This is a genomic window from Stenotrophomonas sp. STEN033 (assembly GCF_056856655.1).
The window spans coordinates 138,144-158,928 of record NZ_JBXFWM010000002.1; the positions used below are offsets into that span (position 1 = coordinate 138,144).

Annotated in this window: 21 protein-coding genes; 16 read left to right on the plus strand and 5 right to left on the minus strand. The window is 67.0% G+C overall.

Annotation, left to right across the window (positions count from 1 at the left end):
• Nucleotides 1–46: 46 nt before the first annotated feature.
• The 6 genes from AC1VXC_RS01675 to fabG are packed head-to-tail and all read left to right on the plus strand — an operon-like array spanning nt 47 to nt 5,398.
• A complete protein-coding gene (locus tag AC1VXC_RS01675; RefSeq protein ID WP_313174120.1) occupies nt 47–346 on the plus strand; it encodes an ApeI family dehydratase in 300 nt (99 codons plus the stop codon).
• Nucleotides 343–1,293 carry an LpxL/LpxP family acyltransferase gene (locus tag AC1VXC_RS01680; RefSeq protein ID WP_313174118.1) on the plus strand — a complete coding sequence of 317 codons (951 nt, stop codon included), beginning with the start codon at nt 343–345 and terminating at the stop codon, nt 1,291–1,293. The genes AC1VXC_RS01675 and AC1VXC_RS01680 overlap by 4 nt, the downstream gene beginning before the upstream one ends.
• Nucleotides 1,223–1,882, plus strand: a complete 660-nt coding sequence (locus AC1VXC_RS01685; protein ID WP_481538989.1) for a LolA-related protein — start codon at nt 1,223–1,225, stop codon at nt 1,880–1,882. Before AC1VXC_RS01680 ends, AC1VXC_RS01685 begins: the two co-directional genes overlap by 71 nt.
• An 11-nt stretch (nt 1,883–1,893) precedes the next feature.
• Entirely contained in the window at nt 1,894–4,218 is a 2,325-nt protein-coding gene (locus AC1VXC_RS01690; RefSeq protein ID WP_481538999.1) for an MMPL family transporter, read from the plus strand.
• The gene (locus tag AC1VXC_RS01695; RefSeq protein WP_313493437.1) at nt 4,205–4,636 is read left to right on the plus strand and encodes a hotdog family protein; all 432 of its coding nucleotides are present in this window, start codon (nt 4,205–4,207) and stop codon (nt 4,634–4,636) included. The genes AC1VXC_RS01690 and AC1VXC_RS01695 overlap by 14 nt, the downstream gene beginning before the upstream one ends.
• Nucleotides 4,637–4,666: 30 nt before the next feature.
• The gene (gene fabG / locus AC1VXC_RS01700; protein WP_313174161.1) at nt 4,667–5,398 is read left to right on the plus strand and encodes a 3-oxoacyl-ACP reductase FabG; all 732 of its coding nucleotides are present in this window, start codon (nt 4,667–4,669) and stop codon (nt 5,396–5,398) included.
• 10 nt (nt 5,399–5,408) lie between these two features.
• Here the strand turns inward: fabG and AC1VXC_RS01705 are convergent, their stop codons facing one another.
• The 3 genes from AC1VXC_RS01705 to AC1VXC_RS01715 are packed head-to-tail and all read right to left on the minus strand — an operon-like array spanning nt 5,409 to nt 8,189.
• A complete protein-coding gene (locus AC1VXC_RS01705; protein ID WP_481538990.1) occupies nt 5,409–6,197 on the minus strand; it encodes a glycosyltransferase family 2 protein in 789 nt (262 codons plus the stop codon).
• Nucleotides 6,190–6,984 (minus strand): beta-ketoacyl synthase chain length factor, encoded by a 795-nt coding sequence (locus AC1VXC_RS01710; protein WP_481538991.1) that lies wholly within the window; start codon nt 6,982–6,984, stop codon nt 6,190–6,192. Before AC1VXC_RS01710 ends, AC1VXC_RS01705 begins: the two co-directional genes overlap by 8 nt.
• Nucleotides 6,985–6,989: 5 nt before the next feature.
• Nucleotides 6,990–8,189 carry a beta-ketoacyl-[acyl-carrier-protein] synthase family protein gene (locus AC1VXC_RS01715; protein WP_481539000.1) on the minus strand — a complete coding sequence of 400 codons (1,200 nt, stop codon included), beginning with the start codon at nt 8,187–8,189 and terminating at the stop codon, nt 6,990–6,992.
• 241 nt (nt 8,190–8,430) lie between these two features.
• Between AC1VXC_RS01715 and AC1VXC_RS01720 the strand changes: the two genes are divergently transcribed.
• Entirely contained in the window at nt 8,431–8,706 is a 276-nt protein-coding gene (locus AC1VXC_RS01720; protein WP_481538992.1) for a YcgL domain-containing protein, read from the plus strand.
• Nucleotides 8,699–12,040: an ankyrin repeat domain-containing protein gene (locus AC1VXC_RS01725; protein ID WP_481538993.1), complete on the plus strand. Its 3,342-nt coding sequence runs from the start codon at nt 8,699–8,701 to the stop codon at nt 12,038–12,040. The genes AC1VXC_RS01720 and AC1VXC_RS01725 overlap by 8 nt, the downstream gene beginning before the upstream one ends.
• A gap of 68 nt (nt 12,041–12,108) precedes the next feature.
• Here the strand turns inward: AC1VXC_RS01725 and AC1VXC_RS01730 are convergent, their stop codons facing one another.
• Nucleotides 12,109–12,537 carry a hypothetical protein gene (locus tag AC1VXC_RS01730; RefSeq protein WP_313174107.1) on the minus strand — a complete coding sequence of 143 codons (429 nt, stop codon included), beginning with the start codon at nt 12,535–12,537 and terminating at the stop codon, nt 12,109–12,111.
• 143 nt (nt 12,538–12,680) lie between these two features.
• Here AC1VXC_RS01730 and AC1VXC_RS01735 point away from each other — a divergent pair, with 143 nt between their 5' ends.
• From AC1VXC_RS01735 to AC1VXC_RS01750, 4 genes are all read left to right on the plus strand, one after another.
• Nucleotides 12,681–12,929 carry a hypothetical protein gene (locus AC1VXC_RS01735; protein WP_313493432.1) on the plus strand — a complete coding sequence of 83 codons (249 nt, stop codon included), beginning with the start codon at nt 12,681–12,683 and terminating at the stop codon, nt 12,927–12,929.
• A 109-nt stretch (nt 12,930–13,038) separates the two neighbouring features.
• A complete protein-coding gene (locus AC1VXC_RS01740) occupies nt 13,039–13,953 on the plus strand; it encodes a bestrophin family protein (protein ID WP_313174103.1) in 915 nt (304 codons plus the stop codon).
• Nucleotides 13,954–13,983: 30 nt separating this feature from the next.
• Nucleotides 13,984–14,973 (plus strand): porphobilinogen synthase, encoded by a 990-nt coding sequence (gene hemB, locus AC1VXC_RS01745; RefSeq protein WP_481538994.1) that lies wholly within the window; start codon nt 13,984–13,986, stop codon nt 14,971–14,973.
• Nucleotide 14,974: 1 nt separating this feature from the next.
• Entirely contained in the window at nt 14,975–15,256 is a 282-nt protein-coding gene (locus AC1VXC_RS01750; RefSeq protein WP_481538995.1) for an SHOCT domain-containing protein, read from the plus strand.
• A 230-nt stretch (nt 15,257–15,486) separates the two neighbouring features.
• Here the strand turns inward: AC1VXC_RS01750 and AC1VXC_RS01755 are convergent, their stop codons facing one another.
• Nucleotides 15,487–16,365 carry a TolB family protein gene (locus tag AC1VXC_RS01755; protein ID WP_313493431.1) on the minus strand — a complete coding sequence of 293 codons (879 nt, stop codon included), beginning with the start codon at nt 16,363–16,365 and terminating at the stop codon, nt 15,487–15,489.
• Between the two features lie 52 nt (nt 16,366–16,417).
• Here AC1VXC_RS01755 and aroE point away from each other — a divergent pair, with 52 nt between their 5' ends.
• The 4 genes from aroE (at nt 16,418) to AC1VXC_RS01775 (ending at nt 20,561) form a co-directional block, all read left to right on the plus strand.
• The gene (aroE, locus tag AC1VXC_RS01760) at nt 16,418–17,266 is read left to right on the plus strand and encodes a shikimate dehydrogenase (RefSeq protein WP_313171329.1); all 849 of its coding nucleotides are present in this window, start codon (nt 16,418–16,420) and stop codon (nt 17,264–17,266) included.
• Nucleotides 17,267–17,274: 8 nt separating this feature from the next.
• Nucleotides 17,275–17,631, plus strand: coding sequence for a hypothetical protein (locus tag AC1VXC_RS01765; protein WP_313171328.1), 357 nt, complete (start codon nt 17,275–17,277; stop codon nt 17,629–17,631).
• A 74-nt stretch (nt 17,632–17,705) separates the two neighbouring features.
• Complete coding sequence (dinG, locus tag AC1VXC_RS01770; RefSeq protein WP_481538996.1) at nt 17,706–19,805, plus strand: ATP-dependent DNA helicase DinG; 2,100 nt, start codon at nt 17,706–17,708, stop codon at nt 19,803–19,805.
• A 327-nt stretch (nt 19,806–20,132) separates the two neighbouring features.
• On the plus strand, nt 20,133–20,561 hold the full coding sequence (locus AC1VXC_RS01775) for a hypothetical protein (protein ID WP_481538997.1): 429 nt from the start codon (nt 20,133–20,135) through the stop codon (nt 20,559–20,561).
• Nucleotides 20,562–20,785: the final 224 nt, after the last annotated feature.

A 20,785-nucleotide genomic window follows, 5' to 3' on the forward strand; every position in this document is an offset into this window, starting at 1 on the left:
AAGGCTGCCGGTATCCTGTGTGCCAAAGTCGCCGGTACAGCATCTGATGCAGTTCAGTATTCCCTCCGATCATCCCTGCCTGCCCGGGCATTTCCCCGGTCGGCCGCTGGTGCCTGGCGTGGTGGTGCTGGAGCAGGTACTGCAGGCGGTGGCGATCGAGCAGGGGCAGGCGGTCGGCGCGTTGCGCCTGCCGCAGGTGAAGTTCATGGCACCACTGCTGCCGGATCAGCAGGCACGGGTGGAGCTGGAAGGCCAGGCGCCACGCTGGAAATTCCGCGTGTTGCGCGAGGACCAGCTGCTGGTGCGTGGCGAGCTGGTGTTGGTCGAAGGCGACGCAGGCGCATGAACGAGGCGGACTGGAAGCATCGTCCCGAAGGCGGCGGACGGTTCGCCATTCGTTTGATCGGCGGCATCGCGCGGCATGGCGGGCGCGGCATCGCGCGCGCCTGCCTGTACCCGATCACCCTGTATTTCTACTGTGTGCGGGGTGCCGAACGGCGCGCGTCCGCCGATTACCTGCGACGCCTGCGCGGGCGTCCGGCGCGTGCGCTGGAAGTGGCCCGCCATATCCATACCTTCGCCGCCACCATCCTCGACCGGGTATTCCTGCTGGCCGGCCGCACCGCCCTGTTCGACATCCGCAGCAGCGGTACCGAGCCCTTGCTGCAGCAGCTGGACCAGGGGCGCGGGGTGCTGGTGTTCGGTTCCCACCTCGGCAGCTTCGATGCGCTGCGGGTACTGGCCAGGATGCGCCCGGACCTGAAGCTGCGGGTGCTGATGGACCGCGCGCACAATGCCGCCATCACCGAACTGCTGGCCGAACTCGACCCCAAGCTGGCTGATTGCATCATCGATGCCGGACAGGAGGGCACCGCGATCGTGCTGGCCATCCAGCAGGCATTGGAAGATGGCGCGATGGTGGCATTGCTGGTGGACCGGGCGCGTCCCGATGAACCGGCTGTCGCCGCCCCGCTGCTGGGCAGTGATGCTGCATTCCCGGCAGCGCCGTGGTTGATCGCCAACGCATTGAAGGCACCGGTGGTGCTGGCCTTTGGCCTGTACCTTGGCGGCAACCGCTACGACCTGCGCTTCGAGTCATTTGCCGAGGTGGTGGATATCCCGCGCCGCGGCCGGGCGGAGATCCTTTCCACGCTTATCCACCGTTATGCCGGCAGGTTGGAGCATCACCTGCGCGAGGCCCCTTACAACTGGTTCAATTTCTATGATTTCTGGCATCCCCAAGACCGTGCGACGGCTGCTCCCGTGCCTGCTGACCGGCCTGCTGGCCAGTAGCCCCGCCCTGGCCAGTGGCGTCGATGCCACATGGATACTGCGGCAACTGGCGCAGCCGGCACCCAGCCAGACCAACTTCGTCGAACTGCGTGGCTCGGCGTTGCTGAAGGAGCCGCTGCGGGTCGAAGGCCAGTACCGCCGCCCGGATGCCGGCACGCTGGTCCGCGAGGTGCGCACGCCCTATGCAGAGACAACGACCATCGCCGATGGCCAGGTCAGCATTGCCCGCGCCGGCAAGCCGCCGCGGGTGTTCGCGCTGCAACGCGTGCCCGAACTGGCCGATCTGCAGGCCAGTTTCGGGGCGATGCTGGCCGGTGATCTGGCCGCGTTGGAGCAGAACTATCGCCTGCAGGCCTCCGGCAGTGCGCAGCGCTGGCAACTGCAGCTGACGCCCAAGGCAGAGGCCTTGGCCCGGCGCGTGCGGTCGGTGATCCTGCACGGCCAGAACGCGGAACTGCGCTGCATCGAAACCCAGCCGGCCAAGGGCGAGGTGCAGCGCACCTTGCTGGGCGGTGCCGCCACTGCCGCGGCCGCCGTTCGCGACGCCGCCGCGTTGAGTGGGCTGTGCAGTGCCGGTGGCACGCGTTGAAGCTGTCATCCATGCAGCGCATCGGCCTGGCCATTGCCTGGTTGCTGCTGCTCGGTGTGCTGGGCATGTGGATCAGCAGCCGAATCCAGGTCAGCGGCGACCTGCGCAAGTTCATGCCCGACGCACGTACGCCCGCGCAGAAGCTGTTGCTGGATGAACTGGGCGAAGGCCCGGGTGCGCGGTTGTTGCTGGTCGCACTGTCCGGGGCCGCACCCGAGCAGCTGGCGCAGCAGTCGCGCGCGCTGCGTGAAGTATTGGCCGCCGATGCGCAGTTCGAGCTGGTTGCCAATGGTGAGCAGGCCGGGCTGGAGGCATTCCCCGAGCGTCTGCTGCCCTACCGCTATCTGATCGATGCATTGCCGGCAGATGCGTTTGCCAGCGCCCGTCTCGGTGAAGAACTGCAGGCACGCCTGCAGGACCTTGGCTCGCCTGCCGGTGGTTTGATCGAACCCCTGCTGCCTTCCGATCCCACCCTGCAGGTGCTGCGCGTGGCCGAGGCCCTGCAACCAGCCAATGCGCCGCAACGTATCGATGATGTCTGGTTCGATCGCGCCGGCAAGCAGGCGTTGTTGCTGGTGCAGACCCATGCGGCAGGCTTTGATCCTGGCGCCCAGCAGCTGGCGGTGGATACGATCAACAACCGGTTTGTCGGCATCGCCGCCGCCAGCGGCAGCCGCATCGAGCTGAGCGGGCCGGGCGCGTTCTCGGTCAAGATCGGCAACCGCACCGCCAGCGAAGCGGGCATGATCGGCACGCTGGATACCATCGGCATGATCCTGCTGCTGTGGTTCGCCTACCGCAGCTGGAAAATGCCGATCCTGGGTTTCTTGCCGCTGGCCAGTGCCGGCTTGGCCGGGCTGTGCGCGGTGGCGCTGGGCTTTGATGGCGTACACGGCATCACCATCGCCTTCGGCTTCACCCTGATCGGCGTGGTGCAGGACTACCCCATCCACTTCTTCAGCCACCAGCGGCCGGGTCGCTCGGCATGGGACAACGTGCGCGCGCTGTGGCCGACGCTGGGCACGGGGGTGATCGCCACCTGCATTGCCTACCTGACCTTCCTGTTCTCCGGCGTGGATGGTTTGAAACAGCTGTCGGTGTTCACCATCACCGCACTGGCGACGGCGGCACTGGCCACGCGCTATCTGCTGCCGGCATTGATTGACCCGGCAACACGCGATTTCGCCGACTCCGACCGGCTGGCGCGACTGTGGAAGCACACCCAGCGCCTGCCACGGCCGCGCTGGTCACTGGCCGTACTCGCCGCGCTGGCTGTGGCGGTGATGGTGTTTGCCCCGGGCACCTTCTGGCAGAACGATCTGGGCCGGCTGACCCCGGTGGACCCGCAGGACCTGCAGCGTGATGCGCAGCTGCGCAGCGAACTGGGCGCGCCGGATGTGCGCTATCTGGTCACCGTGCGCGGCAGCGACGCACAGGCTGCGCTGGCTGCCAGTGAACGGCTGCGGCCGGCCCTGGATGCGCTGGTCGCCAACGGCGCGCTGGAGCGCTACGACATGGCGGCGCGTTATCTGCCCAGCGCCGCCGTGCAGCGCCAGCGCCAGCAACAGCTGCCCGATGAAGCCAGCCTGCGCGCGGCGCTGGCAACGGCGGTGGCGGGAACGCCGTTCATCGATGATGCGTTCGAGCCATTTGTCGCCGATGTGCAGCAGGCGCGCCGTGCGCCGCCACTGCAACCGGCTGATCTGCAGGGCACGCCGCTGGCGACGGCAGTCGATGGCCTGCTGGTGCAGGGCAAGGATCACGCCATCGCGCTGGTCTCGCTCAGCGGTCTCAACGATGTGGCCGCGGTGGCCAGCACGGCGCAATTGCATGGCGCGCAGCTGCTGGACATGAAGCAGGCCTCCGAATCCCTCGTTGCCGACTATCGCAGCCGTGTGCTGGTCGCGCTTGCGCTTGCGGTACTGCTGCTGGCACTGACCGTTGGCGCTGCATTGCGCTCGCCACGGCGCGTGTTGCGGGTGCTGCTGCCGATGCTGCTGACGACCGTGCTGGTGCTGGCGGTGCTGCGCGGCCTGGGCGTGGAGTTGAACCTGTTCCACCTTATCGGCTTGATCCTCGCCGCTGGCCTGGGCCTGGATTACGGGCTGTTCTTCGAACACGCAGGCGACAGCCATGCCGACCAGCTGCGCACCCTGCACGGCTTGCTGGTATGCAGCGTGATGACCTTGCTGGTGTTCAGCCTGCTTGGCTTGTCCTCGATACCGGTGCTGCGTGCGATCGGCAGCACGGTGGCATTGGGCGTGGTCTGCAATTTCGTGCTGGCCCTGCTGATATCGCGGCATCCGCTGCAGGAGGTTGGCCATGCTGGGACGTGAGGAAATCCTGCAACTGGTCCCGCATCAGGGCGGCATGTGCCTGTGGGACGAGGTCGTGAGCTGGTCGGCGCAGGACATCGCGCTACGGGCGTTCAACCACCGCGATGCGGCGCATCCGCTGTGCGATGACGGCCAGCTGCGCGCAATCCACCTCTGCGAATACGGTGCACAGGCGATGGCGGTGCATGGTGGCCTGCGCGGGCGTGAACGGGGTGGCGCGGTGCTGCCGGGCGTACTGGTCGCGCTGCGTGACGTGCAGCTGCATGTGGTGCGCATCGATGATCTGGTCGATGCACTGGAGGCGACCGCGCAGGTGTTGGTGGAAGGCGAGGGCAGCCAGCAGTATGCGTTCCGCATCCATCACCGCGGGCAGTTGCTGGCAGAAGGCCGTGCCGCGGTGATGCTGCAGCTGCCATGAATATTCAATGAGACCTAGCGGAGCAAACCCCTGATGAGCAAGCAGCGACGTGCGCTGGTGACCGGTGGCAGTGGTGATCTGGGTGGCGCGATCTGCCATCGGCTCGGCAGCGACGGCGTGCATGTGATCGTGCATGCCAACGCCAACCTGGCGCGCGCCGAAGCGGTGGTGGCGCAGATCGTCGCCGACGGTGGCAGTGCGCAGGCGGTGGCCTTCGATGTTGCCGATGATGGAGCGGTGAATGCCGCGCTGGAGGCCCTGCTGGTCGATGGTCCCATCCAGATCGTGGTCAACAATGCCGGCATCCACGATGACGCGCCGATGGCCGGCATGGATGCGCAGCGTTGGCAGCGGGTGATTGATGTCAGCCTCAACGGTTTCTTCAACGTGACCCAGCCGCTGCTGTTGCCGATGGCGCGCACGCGCTGGGGCCGCATTGTCAGCGTATCGTCGGTGGCAGCCGTGCTGGGCAATCGCGGCCAGACCAACTACGCCGCGGCCAAGGCCGGCCTGCACGGGGCAAGCAAGTCGCTGGCGCGGGAAATGGCCAGCCGTGGCATCAGCGTCAACGTGGTCGCGCCGGGGGTGATCGAGGGCCAGATGGCGGCCGATGCGTTTCCGCCTGAGCTGATCAAGCAGACCGTACCGGCCGCGCGCGCCGGCAAGCCGGAAGAGGTGGCGGCGCTGGTGGCCTTCCTGTGCAGCGATGCCGCCGGCTATATCAACGGCCAGGTGATCGGCATCAACGGCGGCATGGGCTGAGCGCGGTCGCTCAGTTGGCGACGTCGGTGCTGTCGATAACCGGCGGATTCCTGCGGATGGTGCGGTAGACGCGCCAGACATGGCCATGCCGCAGCGCCAGCAGCACGATGTGGCTGGTGATGCGGTACAGGTCCTGCAGCGGCTTGAAATGGCTGGGGCGGAATTGTTCGTCGCTGTCGGCGCAGCGGTAGCGTGATTCGATCGGTACCGACACGCAGCGCGTGCCCAGCTGGCGCGCAGCCGAGATCACCACCTGTGCTTCGAACACGAAACCCTCGGCGGCGATGTCGCGCAGGGCGATCACCTCGGCCGGGTAGAAACGCTGCCCGCTCTGGCTGTCGGCCACCTGGTAATGCGTGCCCCAGGCGATGCCCCAGTCACCGAACTCGTTGGCCAGGCGGCGGTACAGCGGTTGCGATGCGCGCTTGCGCAGGCGCGCACCGATGATGATACAGCCGGGGTGGCGGTTGGCGCTGGCGAGCAGGCGCGGCAGGTCGGCGGCAACATGCTGGCCGTCGCCGTCCAGGGTCAGCACGCCGCGCAGGCCGAGTCGGCTGGCTTCGGCAAAGCCGCTGCGCAGTGCCTGGCCCTTGCCCATGCGTTGCGGGTGGCGCAGTACCGTGACCGGCAGATCGGCGATGCAGTCGGCGGTACGGTCGGTTGAGCCGTCATCGATGACGATGACGTGCGGGTAGTACTGCAGCGCGCCTTCGACCACCTGGCGGATGCGCAGTTCTTCGTTCAGTGCCGGAATCACCACGGTGACATTGTCCGCGGACAGCGGGCCCGGTTCAGTCATGGCGGATGCCGATCTCCAGCCACTGCTGCGCGCCTGCGCGCATCCATAGCGTGTCCTGATCCATCGCCAGGGCCTCCAGCAGTGGCAGCACCGGGTGCATCGCATTGTCGGCAAACAACTGCGTCAGTGGGCCTTGCGGCACATCACGCAGGATCGCTGACGGTGCTGCATCATGCAGTTTGAGCTGCAAGCCCGGCAGGCCAGCGCATGGGCTGCGTGACAGCACGAAGGCGGCACCCAGCAGGCCGCTGCTGGGTGACACTTCGGCGGCCGGGCCACTGGCGTTGCCGTCATAGGCGACCAGCAGCACCGCTTCCTCGCCAGCCTGCAGCTGCACCATGGCTTCCAGCAGGCCCTGCGCGAAGCTGTAGTGGCCGGCGCTGATCGCGGTGGCCGCGACGTGTGCGCCGGCACCGATGGTCCAGTAGCCGGCGGCGGCGTTGTGCACCGAGTTGTGGAACCTGGTTGGCGAAATGGCAGCCGGGTCGGAGGCCAGGGTGGCGCACATGTAATCGGTGATGGTCAGCTCGCCGTGGGTGGAGGTGAACACCGATGGCAGGCTTGCCGGTGCGCGATCGGCCGCCTCACAGGCGGCCAGCGCGGCCTCCAGCGCGACCGCCACCGTGCCGGGTGCGCGGCGCCGCTCATTGGCAGCCAGCAGCTGCGGCGACGGGCGCGCCGGCGGCTCCTGCGGGCGTTCGCCCTTGCGCATCCAGGCGCAGGCGCTGTCCCAGTCGGGCAGGCCGTTGGCCCAGAATCCGACACCTTCCAAGGTAGCTTCCAGCATCTGTCTCATCCTGCCTTGCCGAACACCAGCGCGCAGTTGTTGCCGCCGAAGCCGAAGGAATTGTTCATCGCGTAGTCGATCTCGGCCTGGGCATTGGCAAAGCGGATCTGCGGGCCGCAGGCCGGGTCGGGGATCTCGCTGTTCAAGGTGCCCGGCAGCACGCCGTCACTCAACGCCAGCAGCGCGAACACCGATTCGACGATGCCGGCCGCGCCCAGCGTGTGGCCGGTCCAGCCCTTGGTCGAGCTGGCATGCAGGCTCGGCGGGAACAGCGCGGCAACCGCGGCGGCTTCGATGCGGTCGTTGGCCGGGGTCGAGGTGCCATGCAGGTTCAGGTAACCCAGCTCGGCTGCGTCGATACCGGCGCGTTGCAGCGCTGCCTGCATCGCCAGCCGTGCGCCCAGTCCTTCCGGATGCGGGGCCGACATGTGGTGTGCATCGCTGGATTCGCCATAGCCGCGCAACTGCAGGGGCGTGGCCGGGCCTGCGCCGACACGTTCAAGCACTGCGTAGCCGCCGGCTTCACCCAGCGACAGGCCGACCCGGCGTGCGTCGAACGGTTGGCATGGCGTGGGCGCGACCAGCTGCAGCGAGTTGAAGCCATACAGCACGCTGCCGCACAAGGTGTCCACGCCGCCGACCAGGGCAGCGTCGGCCAGGCCGGCATTGATCAGGCGCGCGGCCTGGGCGAAAACCTTGGCGCTGGACGAGCAGGCCGTGGCAACGGTGACGCAGGGGCCGCCCAGCCCGGTTGCGGCCTGCACGAAATCGCCCAGCGAATGCGGGGTATGAATGCGTGGGCGCAGCATGTCGGGCGGGAAATGCAGGTTGCCGTCGGCATCGGCTTCAAGCCGGGCATAGGCTTCTTCGGTCGCGCCGATGCTGGAGGTGGAGGTGCCCATCACTACCGCCACCCGCGATGCGCCGTGGCGTTCACGCACCTGCTGCAGCGCTGCCAGCACGTCGTCCTGCTGCAACGCGAGCCAGGCCAGCTGATTGTTCCGGCAGGAGAACCCGGCCAGGTCCGGCGGCAACGTCACTTCCTCCAGGCCGGCTACGCGGCCGATCCAGCAGGGCAGCGGTTCATCACCGAAATCGTTCGGACGCAGACCGCTGCGCCGCGCGCGCAGCCCTTGTCGTTGCGCAGCCAGGCCCGCACCCAGCGCCGTGGTCGCGGTGTGGGCAAGGATGTTCAGCGGTGCCAGGCGTGGCGGTGATGCAGGCGACACGTTGTCTTCCAAGGGTTCGAAGGGGCGCGAGTATATCGACAGGTGGCTTCCCGTCGATCAGCCGGACCGCGGGCATACCCCCATCTCAACAGAATCTTGATGTAAATGAATGTATAAGACCGTGGCAAATCCCGCTGCGACGAGGCGCGCCGCCTTTCAACAGCGCCAGATTTCCGACACAATCTCTGACTCCCGATGCAGGGCAAAGCCCGCTGGCATGCAAGCTTACGTCTATAAAAGCCAACGCAAGCAGGACACCTACGTGTACCTCGCCAAGCGTGATGATTTCGATGTGATTCCGGCCGTGCTGGGTAGCACGTTGGCGCCGTTCACCTTCGTGCTGGAGGTGGCGCTGACTCCCGAACGTCGTCTGGCCCAGGCCGATGTCGCGCAGGTGCGCGCCAACCTGGCCGAACGCGGTTTCCACCTGCAGGCACCACCGATGCCGTTGGCACCGGTGAAAATCGCCCGCATCGACGATCGCGATGACTGAAGCATTACGTAGCCGTGTTGTTGCCGCCGCGCTGGGCCTGGGGGTGTTGCTGACCCTGGCCACGGCGTTCGGCGGCGTGGCCGCGGCTGTATGCGGGGTGCTGGCCCAGCCGGCCTTCGCGCTGGCGGTGTCGTGGTGGCGGCGTACCCGCAGCGTGACCCCGTCGCTGGCTGTATTCAAACGTGAACTGCCTGGCCTGCTGGGATTGTGGGCCGGCGGCGCGGCCATCGTCGCGGTGCTGGTGTCCTGGCCGTTGGCGGCATTGCACGACAGCGGCAGCCTGGCGGCGGTGCTGGCGCTGAGCATCGCGGTCAGCGTGGCGTTGTTGGCGCTATGGCGTACCTGGCCGCTATGGCAGGCGATGGAGCGTGAGGACAGCGCGCTGCGCACGCAATGGCAGGCCCTGAGCGGCCGCAGCCTGGATTCCTGGCATGGCCTGGGCGCGGCAGCGGTGGTGTTGCTGTTGTGTGCGGCCATCGTCGCCGCGGCCTGGCCGGGCCTGGTTGGTAGCAGCCTGCGTTGGCCACTGGCCATTGCCACCGCCATCGCCGCGCCGCTGTTGCATTACCTGTTGCAGTCGATGCGCAGTGCGCCGGGCGTGGCTGCGGCGAAGGCCAGCGGCAATCCGCAGCCGGCCTTCGATCCGTTTGCCGAAGCGCTGGCCGAGCCTGCACCGTTGGAGCCGATCGCGCAGCACGAACTGGTGCCGCAGTTGTATGACGCCGCCCGTGGCGGCCGCATTGATCGCGCCCTGCAGTTGTTGGATGCAGGTGCCGATGCGCATGCGCCGGCGCCTGCCGAATCGCGCGACCAGCGCAGCCTGGCGGTACTGGCGGCGGTACTGCCGGACCTGCGGCTGCTGCGTGCGCTGATCAGCCGTGGCGTCGACGTCAACCAGGCCCACAAGGGCATGACCCCGCTGCTGGCGGCAACCCGCGACAGCTGGCACGGCCGTCCCGAGGCGGTGATGACCCTGCTGGCCAACGGTGCCGATCCGCGCACGCCGGACGCCGATGGCAATACCCCGCTGCACCACGCCGCGCGCAGTTCCGATCCCGGCGTGGCAGCCCTGCTGCGCGATGCCGCAGCCGAGATCGATGCCCTCAACAACGATGGCCACAGCCCGCTGGCGGTGGCCTGCCAGGCCGGCAACTGGCGGCTGGGCAAGTTCCTGCTGGAGCGCGGCGCCAAGGTGGAACCGGCCGATGGCGTGCCGGTGCTGGTCCAGGCCGCCGCCACCGATGACGATGACCCGGCAGGTGTGCAGCTGCTGCTCAAGCACAAGGCACGACTGGATGCGCGCGACCGCCAGCGTCGCAGCGCCCTGCATGAGGCCGCCGTGGCCGGCCATGTCGATATCGTCGAAACCCTGCTCAATGCCGGTGCCAATGTGGAGCCGCGCGACGCCGCTGGCCGCACGCCGTGGCTGGATGCCGCCTCGCAGGGACATGCCGGGGTGCTGGAGCGGCTGCTGGCGCACAAGCCCGATGTCCATGCCGTTGACGGCGAGGGCTGCAACGCGTTGCTGCTGGCCAGCCGTGCCGAGCATGTTTCGGCGGCGCTGATCCGCCGCCTGCTGGACCTGGGCATTGCCGCCGATGTGGTCGGCAGCGATGGCCGTCGCGCCATCGAACATGCTGCCGCCGCAGGCCGCTGGAGCATCGTCTCGCTGCTTGACCCGGGCTATCCACTGCCTGCGGCCGTCAGCGATGCTGCCGCCAGCAGCGCCGAAGGTGCAGAAGGTGACGCCGTGCCGGTGCTCAACGACCGCGCGCCGCTGGCCTTGCTGCGCGAAGCGCTGGTATTCGGCAACGTCGACGGCATGGCACCGCTGGCGAAACTGTGCGCGGCCGATGAACTGGGTGGACTGCTGCACGATCCGGAACTGGCCCTGCAGCCGCGCGTGGTCGATTGGCTGCTGGCGCAGGGCGCCGCGGCGGAAGTGCTCGATGCCTGCGGTGATACCCCGATGTTCGCGCTGCTGTCGCGTGGCGTCGATGCGATCCCGACCCTGCAGGTACTGCTGCAGCGGGGCGTGTCGCCGGCCGGCCGGGGTGGCCTGACCCGTTTCCTGGCTGCTTGCGCGCAGCACGACCACGGTGCGCGCAGCACCGAACAATTCGCGCTGGAACTGCTGGAGCGTGGCGCCGATCCGTTTGCCGCCTCGCCGGCCGGTGATCCGGCCTTGTCGCTGGCGGTACGCCTGGGCTGGCTGAAGCTGCAGCAGCACCTGCTGCTCAATGGCGTCGACCGCGAGGCGCGCGACAGCCATGGCATGACCGCGCTGCACCTGGCCACCGCACTGGCACGCGAGGCGGCGCTCAAGCAGCTGGTGCTGCAGGGCGCATCGCCGGATGCACGTGCGGCGGATGGACAGACGCCCTTGGGTGTTGCCCTGTCCAGCGGACGTCGCGATCTGGCCGACCTGCTGGACTGGCGTGGCTGGCAGCTGCCATTGCGCGCCCTGCGCGATGCCGACGTCGCGGCCGCGGCCATGGCCGGCGATGCCGATGCGGTACGCCGCCTGCTCAATCTTGGTTTTGCCGTCGACGCGGTCGATGCGCAGGGCTGCACCGGCCTGCTGCGTGCCGCCGGCGGTGGTCATGCGGCGGTGGTGGACCTGCTGTTGTCGCGCAGTGCCGACCCACAGCATGCGGCGGCCAGCGGTGCCACGCCGTTGTCGGCGGCGGTGAGCATGCGCCAGACCACGATCGTGGCCGCGTTGCTCAATGCCGGCGCCAAACTCGAACATCGCCTGCCCGGCGGCGTTACCGTGTTGATGCTGGCCGCGGCGCTGGGCTTGCCGGATATCGTCGCGCGCCTGCTCACTGCCGGTGCCGACGTGCATGCCGGTGACGACCAGCAGTTGGCGCCGCTGCATTGTGCCGCGCTGTACGGTTTCACTTCGCGTGACCGTACCCGCCTGCTGGCCCTGCTGGATACCTTGCTGCTGGCCGGTGCCGAACCGGACCAGGCCTCCGCCGGCACGGTGACGCCGTTGCTGTTGCTGCTGGGTGCACGCGCCGAACCGGGCACGGCCTGCGACGAAAGCGTGGTGCTGGCGGCCGTGGATCGGCTGCTGGATGAGGACGTATCGTTGGATGTACGCGACCCGCGCGGCTTCGGTCCGCTGCATCTGGCCGCCCTGCACGGCCTGCCGCAACTGGTACAGCGGCTGCTGCGTGCTGGTGCCGATCCGGAGATGCGCGATGCGATCAACCGTACCCCGCGCGACATCGCCATCATGCGCGGCTTCATCGACGTGGCCGGTGAATTCGAACCGGCGGTACCCGGGGTATCGTCGATGGCGCGGTTCCTGCGCGATCACAGCTGACCACCACCGCATTGCCTGCAACAAGGGCGCCTCACGGCGCCCTTGTTGCATTACCCGGGCAGCAGGACTTACTTGCCTGCGCCCGGCGGTACCCAGATCGCCACGCCTGCGGCACGCTTCTGCTGGGTGGGGATGCCGACGCTGAGGCCGCCGGCGGTGTGGCGGCCATAACTGCCCGCACCCACCGACATGCCAACCGGCGAACCACCGGAACCCACGCCCATCAGGATCACCCCGTTGGCGCCGAGTGCGGCGGCCTCGCGCTTGAGCCGGGCAATCGCCGCATCGGTCTGGCCCTGGGTGCCGAAGCCGACCGCGCTGGAGGATTCGAGCTGGGCGATCTCCACCGAGCCGGCCGGCGGGGTGGAATAGATCTGCACGCTGGCCGGGTCCACCGGTGCGCGGGCCTGGCCAAGCATGACCTTGGAAGTGCTGGCGCAGCCGCCGACAGCCAGCGCGACGCCGAGTGACAGTGCGATAACGAGCGGAAGTTTCATGGTTTCACTCCCCGGTGATCGGTAATTGCGGATGATCCATGGCGCCGGCTGAATCTGTCGAGAACTTCCGGCCAGGGTGAAGGCCTTTTGCTCTGCACGTGTTCCCGGCTATCTTGCAGGCTGTATCTGGTGGAGGAAGGCACATGGGGCTGATCAGCCTGATTTGGGGAATTATTGCCCTGTTGTGGATGGTATTGGCATTCATTCCACTGCTTGGCTGGGGTAACTGGTTCCTGATTCCGTTCGCAGCCGTGGGGGCGGTCATCGCTGCCATCGGCCTGCTGTTCACCCATGCCAGCAAGCGCGGCCGGGCCAAGACCGGTCTGTTGCTCAATGCCATCGTCATTGTCGTCGGGGTGATCCGCCTGAGCATCGGCGGCGGCGTCATCTGATCGGGGCCACCGCCGTGCCGGCGGGGTACAGCCGGGGGGCGTAAAATGACACGGCTGGCCGGAAGCCCTCCGGCGTCGCTGGCCTGTTGCAGGCGTTACCGGCTTTCCGATGATCATCCGCCCCCGTCCCACTGGCTGGCAGCTGCTGTACATCCTGCGCGGCTCGATCGTGCCGGCCATTGCCCCCAAGGTGCTGGCGATCGGCGTGCTGGCAGTGCTGGTAGCGGCGTTCAGCCGCAGCTGGCACCCGCTGGGTGGGAGCGGTCTGTCGGTGGTGCCGTTCACCCTGCTGGGCCTGGTGCTGTCGATCTTCCTGAGCTTCCGCAACAACGCCTGCCACGACCGTTGGTGGGAAGGTCGCAAACTGTGGGGGCAGCTGCTGATCGAATCGCGCGGTTTCGCCCGTGCGGCGGGCGCGCTGCTGGTTGCCGAACCACAGCTGCGTGAGCGCGGCACGCACCTGGTCATCGCGTTTGCCCATGCCCTGGCCGCGCGCCTGCGTGGGCGCGACCAGGCCGCCGCCTGCGCCGCCTGGTTGCAGCCGGACCAGGAGGCGCTGCTGGCGCGACGCAATATTGCCGATGCCGTGCTGGACCAGCTGGCCAGCGAACTGGCCGTGCCCCTGCGCGAAGGTCGCCTGGATCCCTATCTCTACGCGCAGTTCGACGCGCGCCTGCAGGGCATGGCCAGCGTACAGGCCGGCTGCGAACGCATCGCCGGCACCCCGCTGCCGTTTGCCTACACCTTGCTGCTGCACCGCTGTGCCTGGCTGTTCTGCGTGCTGCTGCCGTTTGGCCTGGCCGGCGCATTGGGCTGGGCAACGCCGGTGGTATCAATGCTGCTGGCCTATGCCTTCTTCGGCCTGGACCAGCTCGGCGAGGAAATGGAAGACCCGTTCGGCACCGAACCCAATGACCTGCCGCTGGACGCCATGGTGCGTACCATCGAGATCGATCTGCTCGATGCAGTGGGCCACAGCCCGCTGCCCGAGCCACTGCAGCCCGAGGGTTACCGGCTGCAGTAAGCCCCGTTTCCGGAATCAAGGAGTACCGCGATGATCCACCCCCAGTACCGCCCGCGCCGCATGCGTCACGACGAGTTCTCGCGTCGGTTGATGCGTGAGAACACGCTCACCAGCAACGACCTGATCTGGCCGGTGTTCGTGCATGAGCTGCAAGGCCGCGCGGCGGTGGCATCGATGCCGGGCGTGGACCGCATGTCCATCGACGAACTGCTGCGCGAGGCCGAACAGGCGCTGGAACTGGGCGTGCCGGTGATCGACCTGTTCCCGGTGATCGACCCGTCGCACAAGTCGCTGGACGCGGCCGAGGCCTGGAACCCGGATGGCCTGGCGCAGCGTGCGGTGCGCGCGTTGAAGCAGCGCTTCCCCGAGCTGGGGGTGATGACCGACGTGGCGCTGGACCCGTACACCACGCATGGCCAGGACGGCATCATCGACGACACCGGCTATGTGCTCAACGACATCACCGTCGAGGCGCTGGTCAAGCAGTCGGTATCGCATGCCGATGCCGGTGTGGACATCATCTCGCCCTCGGACATGATGGACGGCCGCATCGGCGCCATCCGCACCGCACTCGACGAGGCCCGCCATATCAATGCGCGCATCATGGCTTACTCGGCCAAGTACGCCTCGGCGTTCTATGGTCCGTTCCGCGATGCGGTGGGCAGCTCGGGCAACCTGGGCAAGGCTGACAAGAAGACCTACCAGATGGACCCCGCCAACAGCGACGAGGCCATGCGTGAGATCGCGCTGGACCTGGACGAAGGCGCTGACATGGTGATGGTCAAGCCGGGCATGCCTTACCTGGATATCGTGCGCCGGGTGAAGACCGAGTTCGGCGTGCCAACCTTCGCGTATCACGTCAGCGGCGAGTACGCGATGCTGAAGGCGGCCGCGGCCAATGGCTGGCTGGACGAACGCAAGTGCGTGATGGAGACGATGATCGGCTTCAAGCGTGCCGGCGCCGACGGTGTGCTGACCTATTACGCGCCGCAGATCGCACGCTGGTTGAAGGAGGCGTGAGATGAATGTTCCCGGCCTTGAAGGCTACAACTGGGCGGTATGGCTGATCGGGGTGCTGCTGTTTGCAGTGGCGATTGGTGTGTTCATTGCTGCCATCGTGCGTGCCGGCAAGCGTCCGCCAGAACTGCACTCGGCGGCCGAGCGGCTGCAGCGTGAGGCAGCGCAGGCTGACGATGTCGATGCCAGGTTGCGCGCGTTGGAGCAGCGCAGGCAGGCCGGGCAGATGGGTGAGGCGGAGTACGAGGCGATGCGTGCTGCGGTGTTGGCTGGCGTCAAGCGCTAAAAGCTCTAGAGCAGAAGCACCCCTCCCCAACCCTCCCCTTGGCCTGCGGCCAAAGGGAGGGGGCTGATCATGCGAGCTGGCAAATTGCCGTACTGCCGCTTGTCTCCCTCCCTTTGGCCGCAGGCCAAGGGGAGGGTTGGGGAGGGGTTGCTTCTGCCCCCTCCCTTTCGCGTAGCGAAGGGGAGGGTTGGGGAGGGGTGAGCTTTTGCTCTTGCCCCGCCGGTAAAACCTCAGCGACAAGAATCATCCCCATCAACCAGCGGCGCCTTCATCCGGTAAAGATCCATGCCGCCGGCCTTGGGCGAACGCGCCTTGCCGCTGACCACCAGTTCGCCGGGCTTGTTGGCATCAATCGCCGCGCCGCGTGTGTCGCCGTCAGCGCTGTTGAACGACAGTCCCAGCAGCGTCGCCTCACCCCATTGCCCCTGCCGGCACTGCGACAGCCACAGCTGCGCGCCGCCTGACGCGTTGGCGCGGGCAAACACCAGGCCGCGGCCGCCACCCAGCCAGCTCGCGTCCAGCTCGTCGGCAGCGGTGTTGACGCCGGCCAAGGCAACAGGTGCGGCAAAACCCTCACCGGCTGCCGCTGCACGCCACAGGTCCCAGCCACCGCTGCCACCACCCCGATTGCTGGAGAACAACAGCCGGCCATCGTCGGCCAGTGCAGGGGAGCGTTCGTCCTGCCTGCCGTTCACGGCAGGGCCCAGGTTCTGCGGTCGGCCCAGGCTGCCATCGGCGGCGACGGCAGCCCGGTAGAGATCAAAGCCGCCGTGGCCGCCTTTGCGGTTGGAGGCGAAGTACAGCCAGCGGCCATCGGTGCTGAGGAAAGGATCGACCTCATCAGCGGCACTGTTCACGGCCAACGGCTGCGGCTCCATCCAGCGCTTGTCCTGCAGCGTCGCCTGCCACAGGTCCCAGCCGCCGGCACCGCCTTCGCGGTTGCTGGCCCAGATGATGCGTTGCCCGTCCGCTGACAGCGTTGCGCGGATTTCATCGGCGCGGGTGGAAACTACCCCCATGCCTTCGATGCCGAACTCGGAAAGCGCCGAGGCAACGGGGCTAAAGGGTAAACTCAGGGTCAGCGCGAGCAGTAAACGTCGGGTCCGCATAGGGGTCCAGCCAGCAGGGTCGCGTCCAGTCTAGGTCATGCAGAGGATCACAATGAGCGCTCCACGCTACGCAGTTTTCGGCCAGCCCATCGCCCATTCGCAGTCGCCGCGCATCCAGTCCGCGTTCGGCAAGGCACATGGCATCGAGGTGGATTACCGCGCCATCGAAGCCTCGCCGGAAGATTTCGCCGCTGCACTGGAAGCCTTTGCCGCCGATGGCGGCGTGGGTGCCAACGTGACCCTGCCTCACAAGGAAGCCGCCTTCGCGCTATGTGCCACCACCACCTCGCGCGCGCACCGCGCCGGGGCGGTCAATACGCTGCTGCGCAAGGGGGATCGTTGGCATGGCGACAACACCGACGGCATCGGCCTGGTGCGTGATCTCACCGGCCGTCACGGCCTTGACCTGCGCGGCCGCCGGGTACTGCTGCTGGGCGCCGGTGGCGCCGCACGTGGCGTGGCACCGGCCTTGCTGGATGCCGGCATCCTCGAACTGATCGTGGTCAACCGCTCGCCCGAACGTGCCGATGCGCTGGTCGATGCGATGAGCGAACCCGGCCGTGCCATCTCCGCGTACTGGGACGCGCTGCGCGAGCAGGGCGACTTCGAACTGATCATCAATGCAACCTCGGCCGCACGCGGCGAGGGCAGCGGCTTCAACCTGCCGCTGTCGCTGGTCAACAGCATGACCACGGCGGTGGACCTGAATTACGGCGAGGCCTCGATTCCATTCCTGGCCTGGGCGCGGGCGGCGGGGTGCCGCAACAGCTTCGATGGCCTGGGCATGCTGGTCGAGCAGGCCGCCGAGAGCTTCCAGCAGTGGCATGGTATGCGACCGGAAACCGATGCGATCTACGCCGAACTGCGTGGTCGTGATGCGCTGTTGGTCACCGCGGACTGAGGCAGGACATGGACGCCACTGAATTGCTGAGCACCTTGCTGGTCTCCATCGGCTACCGACTGCCGATCATGATTGCCCTGGGCGTTGCCGTGGTGATGCTGCTCGACAGCCCGCGTGGCAAGGTGCGCAGCGTGGCCTTGGGGGCATTGTCCCTGTTGCTGGCTGTCACCTTGATAGGCGGCGGGCTGACGGCAATTCCGCTGGTGCTCATCGCCAGCGGCAATTATTCCGGCATCGGTGCGATGAATACGCTGCTCAGCATCGGCCATATCGGCTTGTCGCTGCTGGAAGCGGCGGGCTACATCATGCTGGCCTGGGCAGTGGTGCAAGCCCTGCGGCGGCCGCAGGCTCCCGGCAAAGCCTGAGCCCGCAACGCATTCGGTGAATGCGGGCGGGTATGGGAAAATGCCCGCCTTGATTGAGCTGCTGGCAGATTGGCGTGACGGAAAAAGTAGAAGCACCACGGACGCTGACCGAAGACCTGAAAACCGGCATCCGTGACGCCTACGCCAAACTGCAGGCGAACACCCCGGGATTCAGCACGCGTCGCTCGCAGAGCCAGATGATCGGCGTGGTGTCGCGTGCGCTGGGCACCGGCGGCGTGGGTGTGGTGGAAGCGCCCACCGGCGTCGGCAAGAGCCTGGGCTACCTCACCGCCGGCGTACCGATCGCGCTGGCCAGCAAGAAGAAGCTGGTGATCAGCACCGGCACTGTGGCCCTGCAGTCGCAGCTGGTCGAGCGCGACATCCCCAACTTCCTCAAATCCACCGGCCTGCAGGCCACCGTGGCGCTGGCCAAGGGCCGCACCCGTTACCTGTGCACGCGCAGCGCCGCCGAAGCACAGGGCGAGGGCGTGCAGGAGGGCATGTTCGGCGACGACGTGCAGCTCTACGACCGGCCACTGGCACCGATTGAAATGGACGTTGCCGAAAAGCTGACCAAGGCCTTCATCGAAGGCCGCTGGAACGGCGACCTGGACAACGCACCGGAGAATGTCACCCCCACATTGCGCATGCGCATCACCACGCCGGCCTCGGCCTGCGCCGGCCGCCGCTGCGCGTATTCGGCGCAATGCCCGGTGCTGCGTGCGCGTACCGAAGTGCGCGACGCGCAGATCATCGTCACCAACCATGCACTGCTGTTGTCGGCGCTGTCCTTGGGCGACAGCGACAGTGGCCAGCCGCTGATCGCGCCGCCAGGCGAGATGCTGCTGGTGCTGGACGAAGGCCACCATATCGGCAACGTCGCCATCGACCAGGGCGCGGCCAACCTGCCGCTGGACGACATGGCCAAGCGTACCGGCCGCCTGCAGATCCTGATTGCCGGTGCCTACCGCGCGGTGGACAAGGACAAGATCGGCAACCTGCTGCCAAACGAAGCCATCGATGTGGCGTCGCGGGTGAGCAAGTTGCTGAAGGCGTTCCGCGACGACATCGGCAACGTCTGGATTCCGCAGCCCGACGAGCGCGAGCCGATGTGGCGCGCTGCCAATGGCCGCCTGCCCGAATCCTGGCGCCAGCCGATCGAAGTGCTGGCCGATGAAACCCGCACCCTGCTCAACTGGGCAACGGCAGCGGCTTCGGCGGTGGCCAAGGGCAAGCAGGATGATCCGGCGGTCGAACGCCTGCAGCGCAACCTGGGCATGGCCCAGGAAATGGTCGAACAGCAGTACAACCTGTGGGCCGGCTGGCGCCGCGAAGACAAGGAAGGCCAGCCGCCGATCGCGCGCTGGGTGACCATGTCACGCGATGGTGACTACATCCTGCACTGCTCGCCGGTATCGGCGGCGATGGTGCTGCGCAAGCTGCTGTGGGACGAAGTGGACTCGGTGGTGATGACCTCGGCGACGCTGACCGGTGGCGGCGATTTCCAGTCGCTGGCCATCGACAACGGCATTCCCGAGGAAGCGGAGATGGTGTCGCTGGCCTCGCCGTTCGACCTGCCCAACCAGGCCGAGCTGATCGTGCCGCAGTTCCCGGTGACGCCGGATGACCGCGAACGCCATCCCAAGGAAGTGGCCAAGTACCTGGTGGCCGAGCTGGATTGGGACAAGGGCAGCATGGTGTTGTTCACCTCGCGCTGGAAGATGGAGAAGGTGGCCGAGCTGATGCCGGCTTCGCTGCGCAAGAAGATCCTGGTGCAGGGCGACGGTGCCAAGCAGAAGATGATCGACGAGCACATCAAGCGCACGGCGGCGGGCGAGGGCTCGGTGTTGTTTGGCCTGAACTCGTTCGGCGAGGGCCTCGACCTGCCGGGCGAGGCCTGCACCACGGTGGTGATCACCCAGGTGCCGTTCGCGGTGCCTACCGATCCGCAGACCTCGACCTTGAGCGAGTGGTTCGAGAGCCGCGGCTTGAACTCGTTCAACCTGATCGCGATCCCGCATGCGTTGCGCACCTTGACCCAGTTTTCGGGTCGTTTGATCCGCACCTCGACCGACACCGGGCGGGTGATCATCCTGGATTCGCGCCTGCTGACGCGCCGGTATGGCAAGCGCATCATTGATTCGCTGCCGCCGTTCAAGCGGGTGATTGGTTGAGGTAGGAGGCTTTGCCTCCAACCGCTTTCCCCTTTTCCTTCTCCCCAACCCCCGCTCCGCGCCCCAGCCCTTGCGCGAGCGCAAGGTCGTTCGAGGTGCCACGAACCTTCGGTTCGTCAGCAGGCCCTTTCACCCCGCAAGGGGAGAGGGGCTCGAAGCAACGCAGCACTTTCAAGCGATGCTTCAATGTGCAGGATCCTAGCCCCTCTCCCCTTGCGGGAGAGGGGTTGGGGAGAGGGGAAAGGGGAAAGAGGGGAGAAAACTCTTCGCTGGAACATCCCCGTTCCACCTCGTAAAGTTCGCCACCTCCCACTATTCCAGGCTGCCATGGCTACCCCTCCCGCAACTTTCCCGTGGACACAGCAGCTGCAGCGACTGCAGCACCGCGATGGCGCACTGGCGCTGTTGGGGACGCACGCGATGTTCATCGCCGATGGCGATGTACTGACTGTCGCAGGTTCGGCGCTGGAACAGCTGTTGTTGGCCGGTGAGAGTCAGCTCAAGGCAGACAGCGACGTGGGTCTGGTTGCCGACGAGCTGCGCCGCTACCAGAAGTTCGCGCCGCCGGGCCGGCCGTCGGTGCAGATCGTGCAGTTGCGCAGGCAGCAGTCGACGGTGCAGCAGGCGCAGCGTATCGCGCGCCAGACGTTCATTCGAAACGCCGATGGTTTTGCGCGTGCAATTGCTTTGGACGTGCCGCAAAAGCTGGGTGTAGTTGAAACAGTGATGCGCTGGCTACGCGCAAACCTGGCGTAACACCGCTTCGCTGCTTCGCTCCCTCCCTTGCGCTAAGCGGAGGGGAGGGCTGGGGAGGGGTAGCTTTTGCAGTTGCGGTTGTTCTAGCCGTTGCTCTTGTTCCTGCCTTTGATTTACCGGGCCCCTTCCGCAGCGACGGAGCCAGTGGGAAGAACCCGAAGGGCGACGTGCATGGATGCACGTCGTTTTTCGCCACGACAGGGATGTCGTGTCGAAAAATCCCG